Here is a 20,239-nt window from a genome sequence, read left to right on the forward strand (position 1 = left end):
TTTAAACAGGTGCCTTTTTTTCGCTAGATGAAAAGTATTTGCCTAATTATAATTCAAACCTTATTCATTAAGAAAAATTTAGCATGCAAAATAAATCCCTAGATCAATGGCTAGAGCATATCGAAAGCCTTCATCCGGCTGATATTGAACTCGGACTTGATAGAATACGACAGGTTGCTCTATCACTTGATTTGTTAGAAACCACCGCTAAAACTGTCTTAGTTAGCGGAACAAATGGTAAAGGTAGTTGTTGTGCCATGTTAGAGTCGCTGGCATTAATCGAAGGTTTGAACGTCGGCCAATATACTTCTCCACACCTTGTCAGGTTCAATGAGCGGATCAAAGTAAACGGTATAGAGGTTTCAGATGAAAAACTGGTTACAGCCTTTGAAGTAATATCATCAGCGCAGAAAGACATTAGACTGACTTTTTTTGAGTTTACTACTTTATCCGCATTATGGATTTTCAAACAACATAATCTTGACTTGATAGTAATGGAAATTGGTCTCGGCGGTAGGTTAGATGCTTGCAATATTGTTGAGCCCGATCTTTCCATCATTACCACAATTGATATTGACCATACCGATTGGCTTGGTAGCGATCTCAATCAAATCGCTTTTGAAAAAGCGGGTATTATAAGACCAGATACTCCAGCCCTTGTTGGTGATAAAAGAAGCTTTGATCTGGTTTGCGACAACCTGAAATTTGACGCCAAAAACGTCAGTTTGCTACCTTCCCCGAAAAAAGAGTTTATCGATTTTATTAAATCGGACACAGTTAACCCTTACCAGCTGTTGATTCAAAATGTAGCTCTGGCCTGTCAGGGACTAACCTTGCTCTTCGCTAAACCAATTGATCTAAAAACTCAAAAAGAGGCACTTGTAACAATACGGCTTAACGGTAGATTTCAGCGCCTTGCCAATAAGCCAACGACCATTGTTGATGTCGGCCACAATCCACAAGCAGCCGGTCAGATTAGAGAACAACTGATAAATATGCTTGAACGCAGCAGAAATAGCGAAAAGCCGGTCACAAGGATTGTTGCGATTTGTGGTATGATGGCAGATAAGTCTATTGTCGAGGTTGTCTCTATTCTGGATCCCTTGGTGGACGAGTGGGGCTTTGTAGATCTTCCTGTACCAAGAGCAGCCAAGGCCAAAGAGTTAAAAGCAATCTATGAAAACGCAGGGCTTCTTAAGTCAGTAAAACTTTTTGGATCTGTTAAAAATGCGTTTTCCGAAATGCAGACAAAACTCGATGAGCAAAGCATTTTGCTCGTATTTGGGTCTTTCATTACTGTCGGAAATTTGCTTGAATATCTAGCGAAGAATAATAACTAAATAAAACGTATTACTTTATCATTTAAAGATTTAGGGATTTTTATGGAAAATACACTAAAACAACGAATTGTCGGTGCTATAGTTTTAATTGCACTCGCTGTTATTTTCCTTCCATCAATCCTCAAGGAAAAGTCTCAGCAAGAACCATTTCAAACTCAGATTCCGGCCAAACCAGAAGTATTAGTTGATAGAAGCCTGAGCAAAGAGTCGCAGCAAGAAATCCAAAAGACTCGACAAGCACTGGACAAGCTTGAGCAAACCGATAGAAGCAGAAAAGAACTGGAGAAGACATCAAGCAAAGATCCGAATGTCGAGATACGGAATAGCTTATCTTCGAAAGATAGCACTACTCCTAAAAATGAAAACGAGCCACCGCAAAAGCCGGCACAAAGCCAGGTTATTAGTACTAAGAGCCAACAAAGTTTAAATGATAAGCCTGTTGAGCAGCCACAAACAATAAGTCCGGAATACACTCAAGCAGCTTGGATAATACAGGTTGCAGCGTTTTCCAGTAAGGAAAACGCAATAAGGTTGGTAGAAAAGCTTAAACTCGCCGGGCATAAAGCCTACCGACGGGATGCCAATAAAAATACCAGGAATCCTGTTTACCGGGTTTATGCAGGCCCCTACATCAAGAAAACTCAAGCTGAAGCGTCGCTTGAAAAGGTTAACAGCATCAGCCAGACCAAAGGATTAATGCTGCCTTTTGACCCAACAAAGCACTAAAGTTGTACGTATAAGAGATTATTAGTTGATAATCATATTATCACCAATAATTCAATGCTGACTTGTTATAAGGTAATTGGTAGAATGCGCACATCTTTTGATAATGAGATTAATCGCAAATGCAGTGGATTGATTGGGCTATCCTGATCGTAATCGGCTTGTCTGCCGGGATAAGTTTGTTACGTGGTTTTGTCCGGGAAGCTCTGTCTTTAGCCGGGTGGATACTGGCTTTCTTTGTTGCCAAAGGCTTTTACCAGGATTTTGCGGTTTTACTAGAATCTCATATAGAAACTCCCAGTTTACGTTTAGCTGTCTCCTGGGCTGCATTATTTTTCATCACATTGACCGCCGCCGGCCTTGTTAATTACATTATAGGGCAACTAGTTGAGAAGGCTGGTTTAAGTGGGATGGACCGTATTATGGGCATGGCATTTGGGGCCTTGAGGGGTATTTTGGTTGTGTCATTTGCAATAATAGCCTTACGTGCATTCACTCCTGTTGCACAAGATCCCTGGTGGAAGAGGTCACAATTAATCCCTCACGTTGAAATCATTGGCAATTGGTTCTACGATCATCTCAAAGATACAATTCCTGAAGTGGGCGAAAGGTTGCCCTTAAAAAATCAATCCTAGAGTTAAGAAGGTAAAGCAAGTTATGTGTGGTATTGTCGGTATTATTGGTGCGACTCCAGTAAATCAGGGGATTTATGATGCGCTAACAGTGCTTCAGCACCGAGGACAGGATGCGGCAGGGATTGTCACTGAAGATGAAGGAAGAATGTTCCTTCGAAAAGCGAACGGGCTGGTAAAGGATGTGTTCCACACTCGTCATATGAGACGCTTGCAGGGTAATAAAGGAGTTGGCCATGTGCGCTACCCAACCGCCGGCTGTTCCAGTTCGGCAGAAGCTCAACCTCTTTATGTAAACTCTCCATACGGAATAGTACTTGCCCACAACGGCAACCTGGTCAATCAAGACGATCTTAAAAAAGAACTATATGAAACAGACCGTCGCCATATCAACACCAGCTCAGATTCCGAAATATTGTTAAATATATTTGCTCACGAGTTACAGAAGACTTGTGATCAACCATTATCATCCGACTTGGTTTTCAGCGCGATTGAAACCGTATACCGACGTTGTCAGGGTGGTTACGCTGCGGTAGCAATGATTAATGGGCATGGCATGGTAGCGTTTAGAGACCCCTATGGCATTCGCCCAATTGTGTTCGGCAAAAGGGAAGTTGAAGGTAAAACTGAGTATATGTTTGCGTCAGAAAGTGTAGCCCTGGATGCGCTTGAATTTGAACTAGTCAGAGATATTGAGCCAGGCGAAGCAATCTTTATTGATGAATCTGGAAATTTTCATTCTCGACATTGCGCAGAAGAGAGTGAACTTGCCCCTTGCATTTTTGAGCATGTTTACCTTGCTCGACCAGATTCATTTATGGATGATGTTTCAGTCTATCGAGCAAGACTTCGTATGGGAGAGAAACTGGCTGACAAAATCATGCGTGTTTGGCCAGATCATGACATTGATGTCGTAATTCCTATTCCGGATACATCAACAACATCAGCAATTGAATTGGCTTCCAAGCTAAATGTAAAGCTAAGACACGGTTTCGTTAAGAACCGATATATTGGTCGCACCTTTATTATGCCCGGACAACAAATGCGTAAGAAGTCAGTTAAACAAAAACTTAACGCGATAGATCTCGAATTTAGAGGTAAAAATGTTCTTTTAATGGATGATTCGATTGTCCGAGGAACGACTAGTCAACAAATAGTAGAGATGGCGAGAGAGGCTGGTGCTAAAAAAGTTTATTTTGCATCAGCAGCACCAGCAGTAAGGTATCCAAACGTCTACGGAATCGATATGCCTTCAGCCAAAGAGCTGATTGCTCACGACAGGACAGAAGAAGAGGTTGAAAAACTAATAGGAGCTGATAAGTTAATCTATCAAGATCTGGAAGATCTCATTGAAACCTGTCGTGAAGGTAACCCAAAAATTAAACGCTTTGACACCTCGGTATTTAATGGAAATTACATCACAGGCGATGTCGATGAGGCTTATCTCAAGGCGTTGGATGATAAAAGAAACGATCAGGCTAAAAGTGGGAAGACCGTCAAAAATGTTGATGACGATATGGAAGGTGGTGATGACAACATTATGGAGCTTCACAATGTCGGTGGCGCTTAGATGTTTGCCTGGCTATGCAGAAAAATACTGTCGTTATTTGGTTGGGAAATAGTTGGTAAACCACCAGAGGTTAAGAAGTATGTGGCTATCGTCGCGCCTCATACTTCTAATTGGGATTTCTTTATATTTGTATTAATGAAATTCGGTTTACGGATGAAAGTTAATTTCATAGGAAAGCATACAATTTTTGTAGGACCCGTGGGTTGGTTTTTAAAAAAACTGGGAGGAATTCCAGTCAATCGTAGTGCAAGTCACAATATTGTTAATGAAATTGTCAACGCATTTAAACAGCGCGAAGAAATGGTGTTTGCCCTTGCGCCCGAAGGCACAAGAAGTTATCGAGATCATTGGAAATCAGGATTTTATCATATTGCTTTAAGCGCCGAAGTTCCGGTTCAGTTTTGTTATCTGGATGCCCCGACTAAAAAACTTGGGTTTGGTCCTTTGATTAAATTGACAGGGGATGAGGAAAAAGATTTAGCAAGTATTCGAGACTTTTATCACGATAAGCGAGGTATTCGGCAGGAGCTTTTTAGTGATATTAAGTTCAAGGAAAATAAAAAGATTAAATAATTATCTGCGCGTCGTGTTATAGCAAAGTTCTACTATCAGGGAATCATGATTGACTAAAAGAATTTTCTTAATAGGCACTATTTTAATCGGATTGGCCAGTTTCCTTTTAAATGCCAACGCCATAGACTATCGCTTTCAAAAAGCTTTTAGTGTTCAACCTCTATCAATTGAAGATGGTTTATCTCAAAGTGTGGTCAACGATATTGTCCAGGATAAAGACCACTTCGTCTGGATTGCTACAGAAGATGGATTAAATAGATTTGATGGGTATGAATTTGAGGTTTTCCAACAGGAACATGATAACCCTGATTCAATTCACGATAATATGGTGTACACCATACTCGAAGATTACAAGGAAGGACTCTGGTTAGGAACCGGTAACGGATTAAGTTATTATAGTCCATCAAATCACAAATTTACTGCATTCACTTCAACCGGACAAACCGGACTAGCATCAACAACTGCTCTTGCCCAATCCGACACAGGAGAGCTATTTATTGGTTCCGAAAATGGATTATTTGTATTAGAACCACAGCGACATTCAGTTAAGCTTTTTCATTCGCTAACGGGTGAAAAAATAGAAGATGAAATAACATCCTTACATTTGTCCGACAATTACTTATGGGCAACATCAGAAACCTGCCTTTACCATGTATCAATCGAAACTTCCTCTATAGAAAACTACTGTGAAAAAGATTTTTGGTCGAATTTTAAAGAAGTTTCTTTGAAAATTGTCGTTCAAGATGAAAACGCAGTTTGGTTAGGAACGACCAATGGTCTCTATAAGGTTGAGTTAAGCTCATATAAAATTACCCACCACGTGCACAAAAATAATGATAGACGCTCATTAAGTAACAACTGGGTTCAAGACCTACAAAGATCACCTGATGGCGATCTTTGGGTTGCAACCGCAGCAGGACTCAATCGCTTCTCAAAAAAACATAATGCTTTTTACAGATACGAAAAAAGTATTTATGACAAAGAAGGACTCACCTCCGATGACATCATGTCAATCTATGTTGATGCTAGTGGTTTGGTATGGCTTGGTACCTATGCCGGAGGAGTAAACATTCTGGATCCTACCCAGGAAGGCTTTTTGCACATCCTGTCCAAGTCCGATATGTCCAAACTTGATGGTGAAAATACGGTTCATGGAATAGCAAAAGACAGCAACGAAAATTTATGGATCGCAGCTTTTAGTAGCGGTGTCCTAAAACTTAATTTGATGAGTGGAGAGATATCGAGACCGGAAATACTTGAGCCCCACAAAGACAAATATGCATATAGCTTACTTGTCGATCATAACCACCTATTGTGGGTTGGTACAAATGAAGGTTTCTTTATACTCGATCTAGCTACCGAAAATGTCATTCCTGTGAAAACAACAGTTAATGATAAAGCTGAAGTAGTAGACGCCTATGTGTTTCAAATTTACCAGGACAATGATGCAAATATTTGGTTGGCGACAAGTAACGGTCTTTATCGCTTAACCCAGTTTATATATGACAATAACTTAGCGCAGATAAACTTTAGTAAAGACGATAAGCGTATTCCACATAGTTTCAGAGACAGAAGTTTGAGTATAACAACCATAATGCAAACTAAAGATGGGGCTCTCTGGCTAGGTGGATCTAGTGGATTACTAATGAAGCCAAATGGGAAAGATGTATGGCAGCATTTTCAGTATGAACAGGAAAACCCTCATTCGCTGTCGAATGATGATGTGCAGGTTCTATTTGAGGACAGTAGAGGGATTCTATGGGCTGGCACCTCTAATGGACTAAATCGTGTCGAGCGTAAAGCAGATGGTCAGATTTCTTTCAAAAGAATTACCAAAAAAGATGGCCTGCCAAATAATGCGATATATGGAATTTTGGAGGATATCAGTGGAAAAATATGGTTATCAACTAATCTTGGACTAGTCAGATACTCAAACTTTAATGACTCAATCAAAAGCTTCACACGCAAGGATGGAGTATCTAGTAACGAATTTAATCGGAGTGCCTATTACGCTGATGAAAATGGACTATTGTATTTTGGAAGCATTAACGGAATAACACTAGTCAATAGTGAGCAAATCACCCCGCAAGAGAGAAAGACAAACCTTACCATTAGAGCAGTTAAAGTTGGCCAGAAAGATCTCAATATTGAAAAAATCATCAGTGCCAGTAGACCAACAATAACCGCTGGCTTTCAAGATGCTTCGATCCAGATTACAGTTAGTGACTTATATTTTCGCAAGCTAGGAACTCAAGCCTACCGTTATAAAATACCTGAGCTTAATGATAACTGGGTCTACCTTGGAAGAGACAGAAAGATAACGCTAGCAGGCTTACGTCAGGGAACCTATCTATTAATGATTGAGTCCAGAGTTGGAGAAGAAAAGTGGGGAAAGGACTCTCTTGAAATAAGACTTGTGGTTAGTGAAAACTTCTGGCGTAGCGAAGCAGCAATTTATTTAACAGGATTTATCGCGCTAATATTAGTTTTATCAAGTTTTCTACTTTTAAGGTTCAGGTTTAACAGCAAAATCCTAAAGCATATTAATCGATTAAAAGTAGAAACTGTAAGACTTAAAGAATCTAAAAGACAAAATGATGAACTAAGCAAGCTTTTGGAGACTAATATAGAGAAAGTAAGGCTGTTACAATCCAATATTAAAGACAAACAGCAAATCATTGATGAATTCGAATTCAGAGACCCTGTAACCCAGCTTGTTAAATTCGAAAGTATCAATCGATTAGTCGGAGACAGTGAGCTAGAAAGCCAGCTGATTCAGGCATTTAACCTAATAGTCTTGCTTGAAATTGATAACTTCGAATCGCTTAGAAGCAAATATGGTGTTGTGTCAATAGCTGAGGTAAGAGCTCATGTTGCAGAGTATATAGGCAAGGCACTTCCTTCAAATGTCAGGTTATCAAGCTATAACCCAAGCACAATATTAATTTTTGGGAATACAGTCGAATATAAAAATCTTACGAATGTAATATTTAATGTTAAGAATGAACTTTCGAGAACTCATATGGGGATCGCAAACGATATCCATATTCAGATAAATCTCAGAGTCAGTTATCTGGAAATCTACCCTGATAATATTAAGGATATGAGTCTATTAACGAGACTTTCGAAATTACTCTTTAACACTCATAAAGCCGAAAATAACAAGATAGATAAAGATGTCATGCGTGTTAGTTTGAATGAAAAACTAAATTACTATTTACAAAGTAACAATGAAGCGTCAGAAACTGTAAAACACCTGGTCTCGGTAAACTTCATTTAATAGCTGGTAAACAAATTAAATAACCTTTTTTGAAGATGAAAAAATTCCTATACAATTTTGCACTACTAATCTTTACCACATTTTTGATGTTAGCGACTAACTACGCTGCTTCTAATTCAAACTCCAAAAACATTCATCAAGAGCAAAGTAAGCCTCAAAATAAAAATAGTCCTCTACTGCAGTTCGAGAGCAGGATTTTTCCTGAGACGTCATCAAAAGGAATGGTTTCGACTCAGGAAAAGCGAGCTACTCAGGTTGGAGTATCAATACTAGAGCAGGGTGGTAATGCCATTGATGCTGCGGTGGCAGTGGGGTTCGCGCTTGCAGTAACGCTACCAAGAGCAGGTAATATTGGTGGTGGTGGCTTCATGATGATTTATGACGCGAAAACAGATCAGATCAAGGCTCTGGACTATCGCGAAAAAGCACCCAAGGCTTCCTATAGAGATATGTTTTTGAATAAATCCTTGGACGTCGACAAGAAACTGGCCAGATATTCCATACTGTCTTCAGGAGTGCCGGGTACTGTAGCAGGTTTAGTAGAAGCGCATAAGAAATTCGGAAGTATGCCTTTCTCTAAGTTATTAGAGCCTGCGATTAAGCTTGCAAAAGAATTACCTATGGAGCCCTGGTTGATGAACTCGCTCAATCTAAAGCGAGAGTTTCTTTCACGTGACGATACAAGCAGGGAGCTGTTCGTAAAGCCTGATGGTACTTTATGGTCTCTTAACGACACGCTAGTCCAGAAGCATTTGGCAAATACACTCGAACGCATCCAGAAATCTTATGGTGACGATTTCTATCAAGGTGAAACTGCGAGAATGATTGCCAGCTTTTTCGAAAGAAAAGGTGGAATTATTACACTGGACGATCTTTCAAGCTACCGTGCGATTTGGCGTGAACCTGTATTTGCCGTTTATGGCGACTATAAAATCTATGCGATGCCACCACCCAGTTCTGGAGGTATTCACTTAATTCAATTATTAAATATTATTCGAGAGTTTCCTATCAATGGTTTTGGGTCCAACACAGCCTATACCACTCATATCAAAGCAGAAGCGATGAAATATGCCTATGCTGATAGAAGCTTTTATCTAGGCGACCCTGACTATGTTAAAGTTCCGGTCGAAAAGCTGACTTCCATACAATATGCCAAGCGCATCGCTGCCAATATCAACCCTGATAAAGCAATGCCTTCCAACCAAATTAAGCCAGGACAAAACCTGAGTAGTGAAAGCATCGAAACGACGCATTATTCGATAATGGATCGTTACGGTAACGTTGTATCCAATACTTATACTCTAAATTTCAGTTTTGGTTCCGGTATATCGATCCCGGGAGTTGGGGTAGTATTAAATAATGAAATGGATGACTTTTCTGCAAAACCAGGCGTCCCAAACGGGTTTGGTCTGATTGGAGGCGAAGCAAACTCTATAGAACCACACAAACGACCTTTGAGCTCAATGACCCCAGTGATCGCTTTAAAAAAAGACAAACCATGGTTAGCTACGGGCAGTCCCGGAGGAAGCAAAATTATTACTACGGTTCTAAATCTTATACTTAATCGCCTCGCTCATGATATGAATATTGCTGAAGCGACCATAGAGCCAAGAATTCATCACCAATGGTTTCCTGATAAACTATTTGTTGAGAATGGTTTTCCACTCGATACTATCAAGCTGTTAAAGCAAAAGGGGCACAATGTAGTTGTTCAGGGAGCCTGGGGTAGTTTGCAAACCGTCGAGTTTCAGGACGGCAAGTTTTTAGGCTATTCCGATACGCGGCGTCCTGGAGCATTTTCACAAGGTGTTAAATAACTTGTTTAAATCCCGAAATAGGAAAACATTCCTTATTTCGGGATTTGTAGTTACTTGATTCCGTATTTTTCCAGCCGATATAAAAAGGCTTTGTAGTTTAAGTTTAGAAGTTTCGCGGCCTGAGTACGATTGTTTGCACAATAACTAAGTGCCTGCAACAGGCAGTCTTTTTCATGATCTTCCCAATTAATTCCCTGATGCGGAAGAGAAAAGCCTGCACCTTGTTTTTCATTTGCTAATTCAAGATCATTTACATCTTCAAGTGTTATTTTGTTTCCATAGGATAAGAGTACCAGTCGTTCAATACTATTTCTTAACTGTCTCACATTTCCGGGCCAGGAGTAGCGTAATAGAACTTTCAGGGCTGCCGGGGCGAGAGCTTTACTTTCAGTATTATGAAAGCTTGAAAAATATTCAACAAAATGGTTAATGAGTGGCAACAAGTCTTCCTGTCTCTGTCTCAACGGGGGAAGGTTTACCGGTATTACATTTAAACGATAGTATAGGTCCTCTCTGAAGTTACCATTTTTTACTTCTTCCTGGAGCTCTCTGTTGGTAGCAGTAACAACTCTCACATTAACTTTCACTTCTTCGTTTGAGCCTACCCGTACTATTTTTCCCTCTTGTAGGAAGCGCAGCAATTTACTCTGTAATATTAATGGAAGCTCTCCAATCTCATCTAAAAAAATGGTACCGCCATCTGCCGCTTCAATTTTACCGATTCGCTTCTTATTTGCTCCGGTATAGGCACCTTTTTCTGCGCCAAATAATTCTGACTCGGCCAAAGATTCAGGAATTGCAGCACAGTTAACCGGTAAAAATGTATTTTCAGAACGGTTAGATAGTTGATGTATTGCTCGTGCAGCAAGTTCTTTTCCTGTCCCACTCTCACCGCTAATAAGAACTGTCGCATTCGTCGGCGCTGCTTTTTCAATTCTTTGAAACAGCTTATTCATTTCTCTTGATTGACCAATCATATCAAGCAATTCAGTCCTATGTTTTGACTGCTGTTTTAACTTGATATTTTCCGTTTCGATCGACCTTGTATAGAGTAATTTCTGGATGGTAAAAAGCAGGCTGGTTTTGTCAAATGGTTTGGGTAAATAATCGTCAGCGCCGGCACGAATAATACGAATTGCATGAGATGCGTCACTATGAGCTGTTATCAGAATAAACCCTGTTTGAGGAGAGTTTTCTTTTAAAAAGTCCAGTATCTTGTCACCATTAACTCCTGGTAATTTCCAGTCAGAGATAACCAGGTCAAACGGGTTAGTCTCTATATATTTGAAGGCTTCTTCGGCTGTCGCACAATCACTAACCCTGTACCCAGCTGATTCCAGAATAGACTTGATGATGTCTCTTTGGTCCGTCTCATCTTCAACTAGCAAAATATTTGCACTTTGAATCTTTAAATCAGGCATTTCTGTCCCTTAGATGTATCGTTACCAGGCTACCACGGGTCTGATTATTTCTAATGTTAATGTCACCATGATACTTGTGTGTAATAATTCTATGAGCGAGATATAGACCCATTCCCGCACCGTATGTTTTGTTGGTATTATGAGGAGTAAAAAGCTTTTCAAGAACTGACTGTTGAAAACCTTTCCCCTGATCTTCAATATCTATTCGTATGGCATTTCCATCTTTAGAAACAGAAACTTTGATTACGTCATTGTTTTCCGAAGCATCTATTGAATTATTCAGAATACTTAAAAAAATGCTTTTAATCTCCGGCTCTACAACAGTTAATCTGCAGTCGGTAGATTTTGTTAAAAAATTGATATTAACAGATTTATTTGTTGACAGTTTAACGTCATGGATCGCGTTCTGGATCAAGTCGTTGATATTAATTTCTTTCGATATATCACTATCATCGCTCATAACATCCATTAGCGACTTAATCCAGGAATCAATTCGCTTAATTTGTTCTTTAGCAATTGTCGCGAGCTTTTTACGCTCTTCGCTGTTGTCACTGGACTCAGATTGGTCAATAGCAAGATTTAATGTATTTAATGGGTTTCGAATAGAGTGCGCCATCCCTCTGGCAACTTCTGCAAGCTCGGCTAAATGGACCCTTTCTCGAAGATGACGGTTTTGATTCTCTAATTCAGCAATTTGTCTGGACATTTGATTGAAGGAATCAACCGTAGCCTTGGTTTCCTGGCTTTGCCAATGTTTCCCCATTTTGATTTGATGCCCGAATTGGCCGTGGCCAATTTTTTCATTGGCTTTTTGAAGATAAAATAGAGGTCGTGTAAGTTTGTGGGTAAAGTAAACGGCAAGAATAATACCTGCGACAAGTAAGGCTAATGTTGAAAATAAAACATTCTCAGAAAAATTTTCCAAAGATTTATGTATACCGGTACGAGGTATTGGAATTTCATACAGAGTACCATCGGCATTAAGTTTTATGTACTCATCACGCTGCTCGTCGTACAACTCGATAGTTACATCTTGCCTGAAACTTGACAATACCTGATGAATTTTGTCTTTATCCAGCTTTCCATTTTGAGATGCATAGGCGAAACTTTGAAACTCAACTCTCGGTTGGTCGAACATCAAGCTTTCGGCGGTATTTCTGCTAACTTCAAAGGCTGATTCTCCAATCTGTTTCGCTACGTCTTGAGTAAATCGGGTAATAGACCACCACTGAAGCAGTAAGACTCCTGTTAGTAAGCCGGAAATAAATAAGAGACTTAATTTTCTAAAAGACATAAGCGTTGAAATTTACCCCGAATTAAATTCGAATACACAGACTGTAGAATTTTAGCAGGGATCATGCCAACTTAATAATCGGTAAATTAAAGTCTCTGTTAATGGGTGAAGTGCATGAAAATCAGAACGATCACTCCTAAGGCAATGCCAAGTAATTCCCATCGGGAAAGAGAAAGCCTGCTTTCAACCTTTTCATGATTTGAGTTGGAGGAGTGAGAGTGATCATGATGACTTTCACTAGTATGCATGCAACCATCTGCATGAGGTTTGTATATAACTACGTGAAGTAACGAGCCTGCAACTATAGACTGCACCGCCGCGAAAATAGCTCTATCGTCATATTGACCTATCGTTTGATACAGAAAGTAACCGGCAAAGGTAAATAACCCCATACCAAGAAGCATCAATAATGCGTAACGTTCTCCCAAAATCGGCTTTAATAACCACCATATAGTCAAGCCAACCGGCAATCTATGCACCAGGATGGCCAGAGTTAATCCATTAGCGCCATGGCTAGCTTCGGATTGTATAGCTGCGCCGTCCATGAGAGCGTGCAACATCAGCCCCAAAAGACCGATGTAAAGCGTCATCTTATGCGTAGTATCAGCAGCGCCGCGGAAAGTTCTCTCAATAAGAGTCGGTCCGGCAAAACCTGCAGCAGCGAGGAGCAGGGCGATGATTCCTATACTTTTATAGGAATCAGGTAATATATCGAGCAGTATTACGCCTGAAATAATTACCAATACCATACCCCCGACAATCTTGTCGGTTCGTCTCAGGGGACCAAAAGTCTGGTAAACTAATGGCCCTACAAATAATGAAAAGAAACTGGCTACCAGGGCAATCATTCGAAAAGCTTGCCAGGATTCATGATTCCTTTTGGATCAAATACCTTTTTGACCGACTTCATAAGTTCAATCTCTTCCACCGAGCGGGAATACTCAAGATAAGGTCGCTTGAGAAGCCCGACACCATGCTCTGCACTGATGGAACCGTTGAAACTTTTCAAAATTGTAAAAATTTCCGGGTTAGCTTCTGCACAAGCGGACTTGAATTCCTCAAGAGGCATTGCCGCCGGCTTTAGAATATTCAGATGGAGATTTCCGTCGCCAATATGACCAAACCAGATGTTTTCAAATTCCGGGTAATTGGCGGTAACAAAAGCGTCCACCTGTTGCAGAAACTCTCCAACCTGAGAAGGCTTGACCGCGATATCATTCTTGTAGGGAGGGTAGTGTGAAATAGACTCTGAAATTCCTTCGCGATATTGCCATAACTCTTCTGCCTGTTGGTTACTTTGACTAATAATGCCATCGACCAACCATCCATTTTCAGCAGCAGATTCAAACGCAGCAAAAGCTTCATCCATCGAGCTTTCTGACTTTGCTTCAAACTCGATTAAAACATAAAAGGCGCTTTCCTGGTCAAATGGTTTCTTTAACTCTCTATGCGCAAGTACTTTTTCCAAAGCCTGTTGAGAGAAGAATTCAAAAGCCATCAACTCGATACTAGACTGAAAATGGTTCAGCAGATTAGAAACACTCGCCAAGTCTTCAACGGCCAACAACATGACTGTGGGCTCGACGGGCGGATTAGTCAATTTCATTACTGCTTTGGTAATAATTCCGAGAGTTCCTTCACTACCGATGAAAAGATGCCTCAAGTCGTAGCCAGTTGCATTTTTAACCAACCCATTATTCAACTCCAGAGTCTCGCCGGAAGCGGTGACTACTGTAAGTCCAGATACCCAATCTCTGGTCAAGCCATACTTCAAAACTTTAATTCCGCCTGCATTTGTTGCAATGTTTCCGCCTATATGACTGGAACCAGCAGAGGCAAAGTCCACCGGATAGTAGAGTCCGTTTTCAGTAGCAAAATTTTGCAGTTGCTCGGTGATCACTCCCGCACCACACTCTACGGTTCTGTCCACCGGGTTAAAATTGCTAATATCGTTAAGTCTCTCCAGTGAAAGAACCAGCTCTCCATTAGTCGCATAAGCTCCCCCGCTTAAGCCGGTTCTTCCTCCTGAGGGAACTAGCGCAACGTTATTTTTTGCACAAAGTTTTACCGTCTCTGCCACTTCCAATGTATTTGCTGGCCTGATAACCGCCAACGGCTTGGCTTCATATAACTTGCTCCAGTCTTGGCCATAGGTTTCCAGGTCATCGGCTTGAGTCGACAAATAGGATTCACCTACAACGGCTTTCAGTTGTTCCAGGAAGTCTTGCATGGATATATATTACCTTTAGTGCAATTGCATTAATGAGCTCCGATTTACCAACACAATTAGCTCGGTAGCTCTTATATTTGGCGCAATTATTATGTAATTCACTTATGGCGGTATTGTGACCTTAGCGATAGCAGGGTTCAAGTATCTTTTTTATAATTTTTACTAAGATGTTTTTCGAGATTAATTAACCGAGTTTTTGGACTACCGAATGAAAATAATTAATGGAATCGAATGATCGATATGGTTCAAATTTAAGAAGTAAATTTTTCTCTGCGTTTATTGCTTAGCGGCAGCTAGCAGGAAGTGAGGTAGCGGGTTTTGCGTGGAAAAGAAAGGACGACATGGTGGGCGCTAGTGGGCTCGAACCACTGACCCTCGCCTTGTAAGGGCGATGCTCTCCCAACTGAGCTAAGCGCCCATGTCGTATGACTCATCTCGAATCTGGGGCGCATTCTAGAGACAAAATTATTCGAGGTCAACACCTAAATTAAATATTTTTTTAAGAACCGATTTTGTTAAAATATTGCACCTGATTTCAATTGATTAATAAGTGAACACTAGATGTCTGTTAAAACTCGATTTGCCCCTTCTCCGACAGGGTATCTTCATGTTGGCGGTGCGCGCACTGCGTTATATTCATGGTTGCATGCGAAAGCTAACAATGGTCAATTTGTATTACGCATCGAAGATACCGACCTTGAACGCTCTACGCCAGAGGCAGTCGAAGCTATTCTTGATGGTATGAAGTGGTTAAACCTGGATTGGAATGAAGGCCCTTATTATCAAACTAAACGTTTTGATCGCTATAAAGAAGTGATCAATCAGCTGGTTGAACAAGGAAAAGCATATCCGTGTTTCTGCAGTCGCGAGCGGCTCGACGATTTGCGAGAAGAGCAAATGGCGAATAAAGAAAAGCCGAGATACGATGGAAAATGCAGGCATTTAGCCAAAGAAGATATAGACCTTACAAAAGATCACGTAATTCGCTTTAAAAACCCCAAAGATGGCTCCGTTACCTTTAGGGATGTAGTAAAAGGGGAGATTACAATTTCCAATAGTGAGCTAGATGATCTGATTATTGCAAGGACTGATGGTTCTCCTACCTATAACTTCACTGTAGTTATAGATGATATGGATATGCAGATTACCCAGGTTATTCGTGGAGATGACCACATCAACAATACGCCAAGACAAATTAATATATTTAAAGCACTGGATGCCCCGATTCCTGACTATGGCCACGTTCCCATGATACTGGGTGACGATGGGAAGAAACTTTCAAAACGTCACGGTGCAGTGAGTGTGATGCAATATCGTGATGATGGCTATTTACCTCAAGCGGTACTTAACTATCTGGTGCGACTAGGTTGGTCACATGGCGATCAGGAAATTTTTTCTATCGACGAAATGATCGAACTATTTGATGTTAACGACATCAACAAAGCACCGTCAGCATTTAATACTCAGAAGCTTAACTGGCTTAACCAGCAATATCTGAAAACACTGCCTGTTAGCGAAATCTTGCCCCACTTACAATGGCACCTCGAAAAGGCTGGTATTTCTCTCGAAGGCGGCCCCGATATAGGAGAATTAATTCCCGAGTTTGCTGAAAGAGCACAGACTCTTAAAGAATTAGTAGAAAGCATTCGTCCGTACTATTCAGAATTCGAAGAATTCGAAGCGAAGGCGGCTAAAAAGCATTTGAGAGGAGTTGCTAAAGAGCCACTAGTCCTAGTTAAAGAAAAACTGTCAGCTCTGACGGAGTGGTCGCCAGAAGCCTTGAATAATGCGATCAACGCCACCGCAGAACAACTTGAGATTGGAATGGGCAAGGTTGGGATGCCGCTTCGAGTTGCTGTAACCGGAATCGGTATGTCTCCTAGTCTCGACCTAACATTAAAGTGGGTTGGCAAAGACAGAGCATTATCAAGAATAAATAAAGCACTTGAATTTATTGCCGAAAGAGAGCAAGCTCAGAATTGATAGCTTTAATTTTAAATCCCTAACATAATTCAAGCTCCAGATTATCTCGAATATCCGATAAACAGAGATAATCTGGACTAACCTTAAGAGGAATGACCTAAGTAAATGTTACACGCACAAATGTCGCGATTTTTACTTCATACAATTCTTGTCGCTTTAGCTTTTTGTTTCACTCATAAAGCAGAGTCCATCGAAAAAACAAAATCTCATCATAATGAACCCTCTTTCGAGCTGATAACAAAGCATCCTCAGCAAGGAAGTTTGATAATTGCCAAAGTCAACAAACACACCGATGTTAGCTATTTAGGCCAACCACTAGAGAAAAGTCCTGCAGGGCTGGTTGTTTTCGGTGTAGGCCGAGAAGCCCCTGAAAGTATCAAACTCAAACTTAGCTCATTGGGACAGGAAAAAACGGTTACATTAAAAGTCAGAAAAAGAGACTGGAATATAGAAAAGGTCGATGGGTTACCACCATCAAAAGTTACCCCCAAAGGTGAAGAAGTTTTAAGAAGAATACGTGAAGAAGCGCTTTTGGTTAGAGAGGCCAGAAACAGAGCAAGCGGCCACGAGTCCTTTGCTCAGCAATTTATTTACCCTGCTCAAGGACGCATATCAGGGGTTTACGGATCTCAAAGAATATTGAACGGAGAACCCAAACGCCCGCACTTTGGTTTAGACATTGCTAATGAAACAGGTACTCCTGTTGTGGCACCAGCAGACGGAGTTGTAGCCCTTACCCATCCTGACATGTACTATTCTGGTGGCACTCTGATTATTGATCATGGGTTTGGTGTTAGCTCGACATATATACATTTAAATTCTATTGATGTAAAAAATGGGCAAGAGGTTAAACAAGGAGATAAAATTGGGAGTATAGGCGCTACCGGTAGAGCGACTGGGCCACACCTGGATTGGCGCTTAAACTGGTACAATGTAAGACTCGATCCTGGGTTACTTTTAAGAGATAGACCACTTAAAATTAATGAGAAAACTCTTTTAGCAAAAGCTAAAAGTCGGGAAGTCAGATCAACAAACAACTTTAACGAGTAAGGGTAAACAGTGCTTAGTTATTTAGAAGTAAACAATGGTTTTATTGAGCTTTCTTCAAAGAAAAATGCAGAAATAGCGCCAGAATGGCTTCAGCTTCCGAATAAGGTGTCGTTAAAGTACCTGTGTCAGGGCATTCTGGAAGTTAAACCAGCTCAACTTGCAAAGAAAAGTGTAGTTATATCTTGCGGTGTTCATGGTAATGAAACCGCTCCCATAGAAATAGTTTCCGGTTTGATCAGCAGAATAGTCACTGGTTCAATTGAGCCCAAAGTCAATTTATTGTTTATATTAGGCAACCCTGAGTCAATGCTGATTTCTCAAAGGTTTGTCGAGATCAACATGAACAGGCTTTTCAACAAAGCTCATCAAAACTACGAATTGAATGAGAAAACTCGATATGAAATAGAAAGAGCTATCGTACTGGAAAATGCTGTAAGCGACTTCTATGAGCGCTACAACACGACAAGCAAGCAGCATTTTGACCTGCATACAGCTATCAAACCATCGTTTCACAAAACTTTTGCTATCAGGCCATATAACAATATGCCGATGGAGAGAGAGTCTAAAAAACTGTTGGCATCAATGGGTATTGAAGCAGTATTACAGCACAATAAGCCTTCAAATACTTTTTCTGCTTTTTCAGTTGAGACTTTCGATGCGGAGGCTTACACATTGGAGCTTGGGAAGGTAAAGCCCTTTGGTGAGAACGACATGCAAGATTTCTGCAAAGCAATTGAATGTCTTGATAATCTGGTACAGGACAAAGCTATCGGCGGGGCTTCGTCTACAGATATCATCGAATATAAAGTTGTGGCAGAAGTGATCAAACAATCTGAAAACTTTAAATTTAATGTGGCAGAAGATGTTCCTAATTTTACTGCATTTCCACAAGGATACTTAATTGCCGAAGATGATAACTACAACTATCGGGTCGCTTATTTTGAAGAAGCGGTTGTGTTTCCAAACCCCAATGTACCTATAGGACAAAGAGTGGCTGTAATGGTTACTCGAATATCAGAAGATTAGATATCAGGGAGTAGAATTTACAGATATTGTGAAGCCTTACCATTGCGCAATTGAGCAGATAGATTAAACTAGGTTGCCCCTGCAAACTCCTGGCAGGGGCAAAACTAGTGTCAACGCCAACAAATTAGCCATATTTCTAGGGAATTTCAGGGAAAAATAAGAAGCGTATGAGGAAGTTTCTATCTGTAACAACAAGCGTTTTTGCGCTACTATCAGCCAATAGCTATGGCGCTCAGTTCAAAACACTAGCCTACGTCGGCTTTGACAGTAATCCGCATCAGCTTTCAGAGCAACACAGCTATTCAAATGAGCTGTTTGCTCACACTAGTCTTCAGAGCGAATCCAACTTCCGGGATATTATCTACTGGGACGTGAATGCAATAAAGGAAGTCTTTCCGGATGATGGTCGTGCAGACCGGTTCACAGTGGATGCTGACGTCAAACTTTCTCTCGATTTCGAGCTTTCAGACATCATCTACCACTATGGTATTGGAGTTGAATACCAACAGCAGGACAAGACTTTTGTGTCTCGTGAAACCGGGCTAGTTGCAACGCTGGATGATACATCGTTAGCTAATCGCTTTGACTACCAAGGGCAAGGCTATTATCTGCATTTAGATTTTGCATCTAGCGAAACCTTTAACTACCGTTTCAAACTTTCTCAGTCAAGCAGAGACTTTACCGATTATGTTGTCACCGGAGTCGACAGGTTGGATTATGATTCGACAACTTTGGCGGTTGGATTAGATTTAAACACGACTAATCAAGGACGGTTTTACGCTGATGTAGCTTTTGACAACAGAGTTTATCTGGATCGTATGGACAGAGATGAAGAGGGTGAGTATGTCATCGGAAGTCAGCTCGAGTTTAATCGAGTGATATCAAGTCTGGGATACGTTTATCAACCAGACGAAGATACTAAATGGGATTATGTTTTCCGCTACATCAATCGCTATTCTCAGGGCACAACATTTTACGATACGCAAAGCGCCAGTATCGATATAGAAGCGTTTTACCAGGTCGCCGATTACCATATTATCGAAGGAAGCCTTAGTTATCGAACTTTTTATTACGACGAAGATCTCAATCAGCCATACGAATTTTTCGAAGAGTCAGAGGTCGAACAGAGAGGTTTTGACATTTTCTTTGGTTATACCTGGGTGCTTGCTACTATGTTCGAAACCAACCTTGGGTTTTATGTAAATTTAGAAGCAAAGATTTTCGATAGTCCCGATCCTTTGTTTGAGTATGAACAGAGAAAGCTTTCTCTGGGATTAAGATGGTCACTTGAATAGCCACA

At 40.7% G+C, this 20,239-nt stretch carries 15 protein-coding genes and 1 tRNA gene; 11 read left to right on the forward strand and 5 right to left on the reverse strand.

Annotated features, from left to right (window positions below; translation table 11 throughout):
* The first annotated feature begins 83 nt into the window (after positions 1-83).
* From IYN84_RS05075 to ggt, 7 genes are all read left to right on the forward strand, one after another.
* Positions 84-1,340: a folylpolyglutamate synthase/dihydrofolate synthase family protein gene (locus tag IYN84_RS05075; protein WP_196138072.1), complete on the forward strand. Its 1,257-nt coding sequence runs from the start codon at positions 84-86 to the stop codon at positions 1,338-1,340.
* 42 nt (positions 1,341-1,382) lie between these two features.
* Positions 1,383-2,066 (forward strand): SPOR domain-containing protein, encoded by a 684-nt coding sequence (locus tag IYN84_RS05080; protein WP_196138073.1) that lies wholly within the window; start codon positions 1,383-1,385, stop codon positions 2,064-2,066.
* 119 nt (positions 2,067-2,185) lie between these two features.
* The gene (locus IYN84_RS05085) at positions 2,186-2,698 is read left to right on the forward strand and encodes a CvpA family protein (protein WP_196138074.1); all 513 of its coding nucleotides are present in this window, start codon (positions 2,186-2,188) and stop codon (positions 2,696-2,698) included.
* Between the two features lie 22 nt (positions 2,699-2,720).
* On the forward strand, positions 2,721-4,265 hold the full coding sequence (gene purF / locus IYN84_RS05090) for an amidophosphoribosyltransferase (RefSeq protein ID WP_196138075.1): 1,545 nt from the start codon (positions 2,721-2,723) through the stop codon (positions 4,263-4,265).
* Positions 4,266-4,838: a lysophospholipid acyltransferase family protein gene (locus IYN84_RS05095; protein WP_196138076.1), complete on the forward strand. Its 573-nt coding sequence runs from the start codon at positions 4,266-4,268 to the stop codon at positions 4,836-4,838. It abuts the gene before it with no gap.
* A gap of 49 nt (positions 4,839-4,887) precedes the next feature.
* Positions 4,888-8,118 carry a two-component regulator propeller domain-containing protein gene (locus IYN84_RS05100; protein WP_196138077.1) on the forward strand — a complete coding sequence of 1,077 codons (3,231 nt, stop codon included), beginning with the start codon at positions 4,888-4,890 and terminating at the stop codon, positions 8,116-8,118.
* 35 nt (positions 8,119-8,153) lie between these two features.
* Positions 8,154-9,935, forward strand: coding sequence for a gamma-glutamyltransferase (gene ggt, locus IYN84_RS05105; protein ID WP_196138078.1), 1,782 nt, complete (start codon positions 8,154-8,156; stop codon positions 9,933-9,935).
* Between the two features lie 50 nt (positions 9,936-9,985).
* Here ggt and IYN84_RS05110 read toward each other — a convergent pair whose 3' ends face one another.
* The 5 genes from IYN84_RS05110 to IYN84_RS05130 form a co-directional block, all read right to left on the reverse strand.
* The gene (locus IYN84_RS05110; RefSeq protein WP_196138079.1) at positions 9,986-11,356 is read right to left on the reverse strand and encodes a sigma-54 dependent transcriptional regulator; all 1,371 of its coding nucleotides are present in this window, start codon (positions 11,354-11,356) and stop codon (positions 9,986-9,988) included.
* Positions 11,349-12,650: a HAMP domain-containing sensor histidine kinase gene (locus IYN84_RS05115; protein WP_196138080.1), complete on the reverse strand. Its 1,302-nt coding sequence runs from the start codon at positions 12,648-12,650 to the stop codon at positions 11,349-11,351. The genes IYN84_RS05110 and IYN84_RS05115 overlap by 8 nt, the downstream gene beginning before the upstream one ends.
* A 98-nt stretch (positions 12,651-12,748) precedes the next feature.
* The gene (locus tag IYN84_RS05120; RefSeq protein ID WP_196138081.1) at positions 12,749-13,498 is read right to left on the reverse strand and encodes a hypothetical protein; all 750 of its coding nucleotides are present in this window, start codon (positions 13,496-13,498) and stop codon (positions 12,749-12,751) included.
* Entirely contained in the window at positions 13,495-14,880 is a 1,386-nt protein-coding gene (locus IYN84_RS05125) for an FAD-binding oxidoreductase (RefSeq protein ID WP_196138082.1), read from the reverse strand. The genes IYN84_RS05120 and IYN84_RS05125 overlap by 4 nt, the downstream gene beginning before the upstream one ends.
* Before the next feature lie 342 nt (positions 14,881-15,222).
* A tRNA-Val gene (locus IYN84_RS05130) sits at positions 15,223-15,298 on the reverse strand.
* Positions 15,299-15,441: 143 nt separating this feature from the next.
* Between IYN84_RS05130 and gltX the strand changes: the two genes are divergently transcribed.
* From gltX to IYN84_RS05150, 4 genes are all read left to right on the forward strand, one after another.
* On the forward strand, positions 15,442-16,863 hold the full coding sequence (gene gltX, locus IYN84_RS05135; RefSeq protein ID WP_196138083.1) for a glutamate--tRNA ligase: 1,422 nt from the start codon (positions 15,442-15,444) through the stop codon (positions 16,861-16,863).
* A 105-nt stretch (positions 16,864-16,968) separates the two neighbouring features.
* Positions 16,969-17,913 (forward strand): M23 family metallopeptidase, encoded by a 945-nt coding sequence (locus IYN84_RS05140; protein ID WP_246722601.1) that lies wholly within the window; start codon positions 16,969-16,971, stop codon positions 17,911-17,913.
* A gap of 9 nt (positions 17,914-17,922) precedes the next feature.
* The gene (gene astE / locus IYN84_RS05145) at positions 17,923-18,939 is read left to right on the forward strand and encodes a succinylglutamate desuccinylase (protein ID WP_196138084.1); all 1,017 of its coding nucleotides are present in this window, start codon (positions 17,923-17,925) and stop codon (positions 18,937-18,939) included.
* A 167-nt stretch (positions 18,940-19,106) separates the two neighbouring features.
* Positions 19,107-20,234: a hypothetical protein gene (locus IYN84_RS05150; protein WP_196138085.1), complete on the forward strand. Its 1,128-nt coding sequence runs from the start codon at positions 19,107-19,109 to the stop codon at positions 20,232-20,234.
* Positions 20,235-20,239 lie beyond the last annotated feature (5 nt).

This window comes from Aliikangiella sp. G2MR2-5 (genome assembly GCF_015687155.1).
Classification (GTDB): domain Bacteria; phylum Pseudomonadota; class Gammaproteobacteria; order Enterobacterales; family Kangiellaceae; genus Aliikangiella.

Bases quoted from the DNA above. Each gene is read 5' to 3' on its own strand.
- IYN84_RS05115 (WP_196138080.1), bottom strand. From the start codon at position 12,650: ATGTCTTTTAGAAAATTAAGTCTCTTATTTATTTCCGGCTTACTAACA.
- gltX (WP_196138083.1), top strand. From the start codon at position 15,442: ATGTCTGTTAAAACTCGATTTGCCCCTTCTCCGACAGGGTATCTTCAT.
- IYN84_RS05150 (WP_196138085.1), top strand. From the start codon at position 19,107: ATGAGGAAGTTTCTATCTGTAACAACAAGCGTTTTTGCGCTACTATCA.
- IYN84_RS05120 (WP_196138081.1), bottom strand. From the start codon at position 13,498: ATGATTGCCCTGGTAGCCAGTTTCTTTTCATTATTTGTAGGGCCATTA.
- IYN84_RS05140 (WP_246722601.1), top strand. From the start codon at position 16,969: ATGTTACACGCACAAATGTCGCGATTTTTACTTCATACAATTCTTGTC.
- IYN84_RS05110 (WP_196138079.1), bottom strand. From the start codon at position 11,356: ATGCCTGATTTAAAGATTCAAAGTGCAAATATTTTGCTAGTTGAAGAT.
- IYN84_RS05125 (WP_196138082.1), bottom strand. From the start codon at position 14,880: ATGCAAGACTTCCTGGAACAACTGAAAGCCGTTGTAGGTGAATCCTAT.
- purF (WP_196138075.1), top strand. From the start codon at position 2,721: ATGTGTGGTATTGTCGGTATTATTGGTGCGACTCCAGTAAATCAGGGG.
- IYN84_RS05095 (WP_196138076.1), top strand. From the start codon at position 4,266: ATGTTTGCCTGGCTATGCAGAAAAATACTGTCGTTATTTGGTTGGGAA.
- ggt (WP_196138078.1), top strand. From the start codon at position 8,154: ATGAAAAAATTCCTATACAATTTTGCACTACTAATCTTTACCACATTT.
- IYN84_RS05085 (WP_196138074.1), top strand. From the start codon at position 2,186: ATGCAGTGGATTGATTGGGCTATCCTGATCGTAATCGGCTTGTCTGCC.
- IYN84_RS05075 (WP_196138072.1), top strand. From the start codon at position 84: ATGCAAAATAAATCCCTAGATCAATGGCTAGAGCATATCGAAAGCCTT.
- IYN84_RS05080 (WP_196138073.1), top strand. From the start codon at position 1,383: ATGGAAAATACACTAAAACAACGAATTGTCGGTGCTATAGTTTTAATT.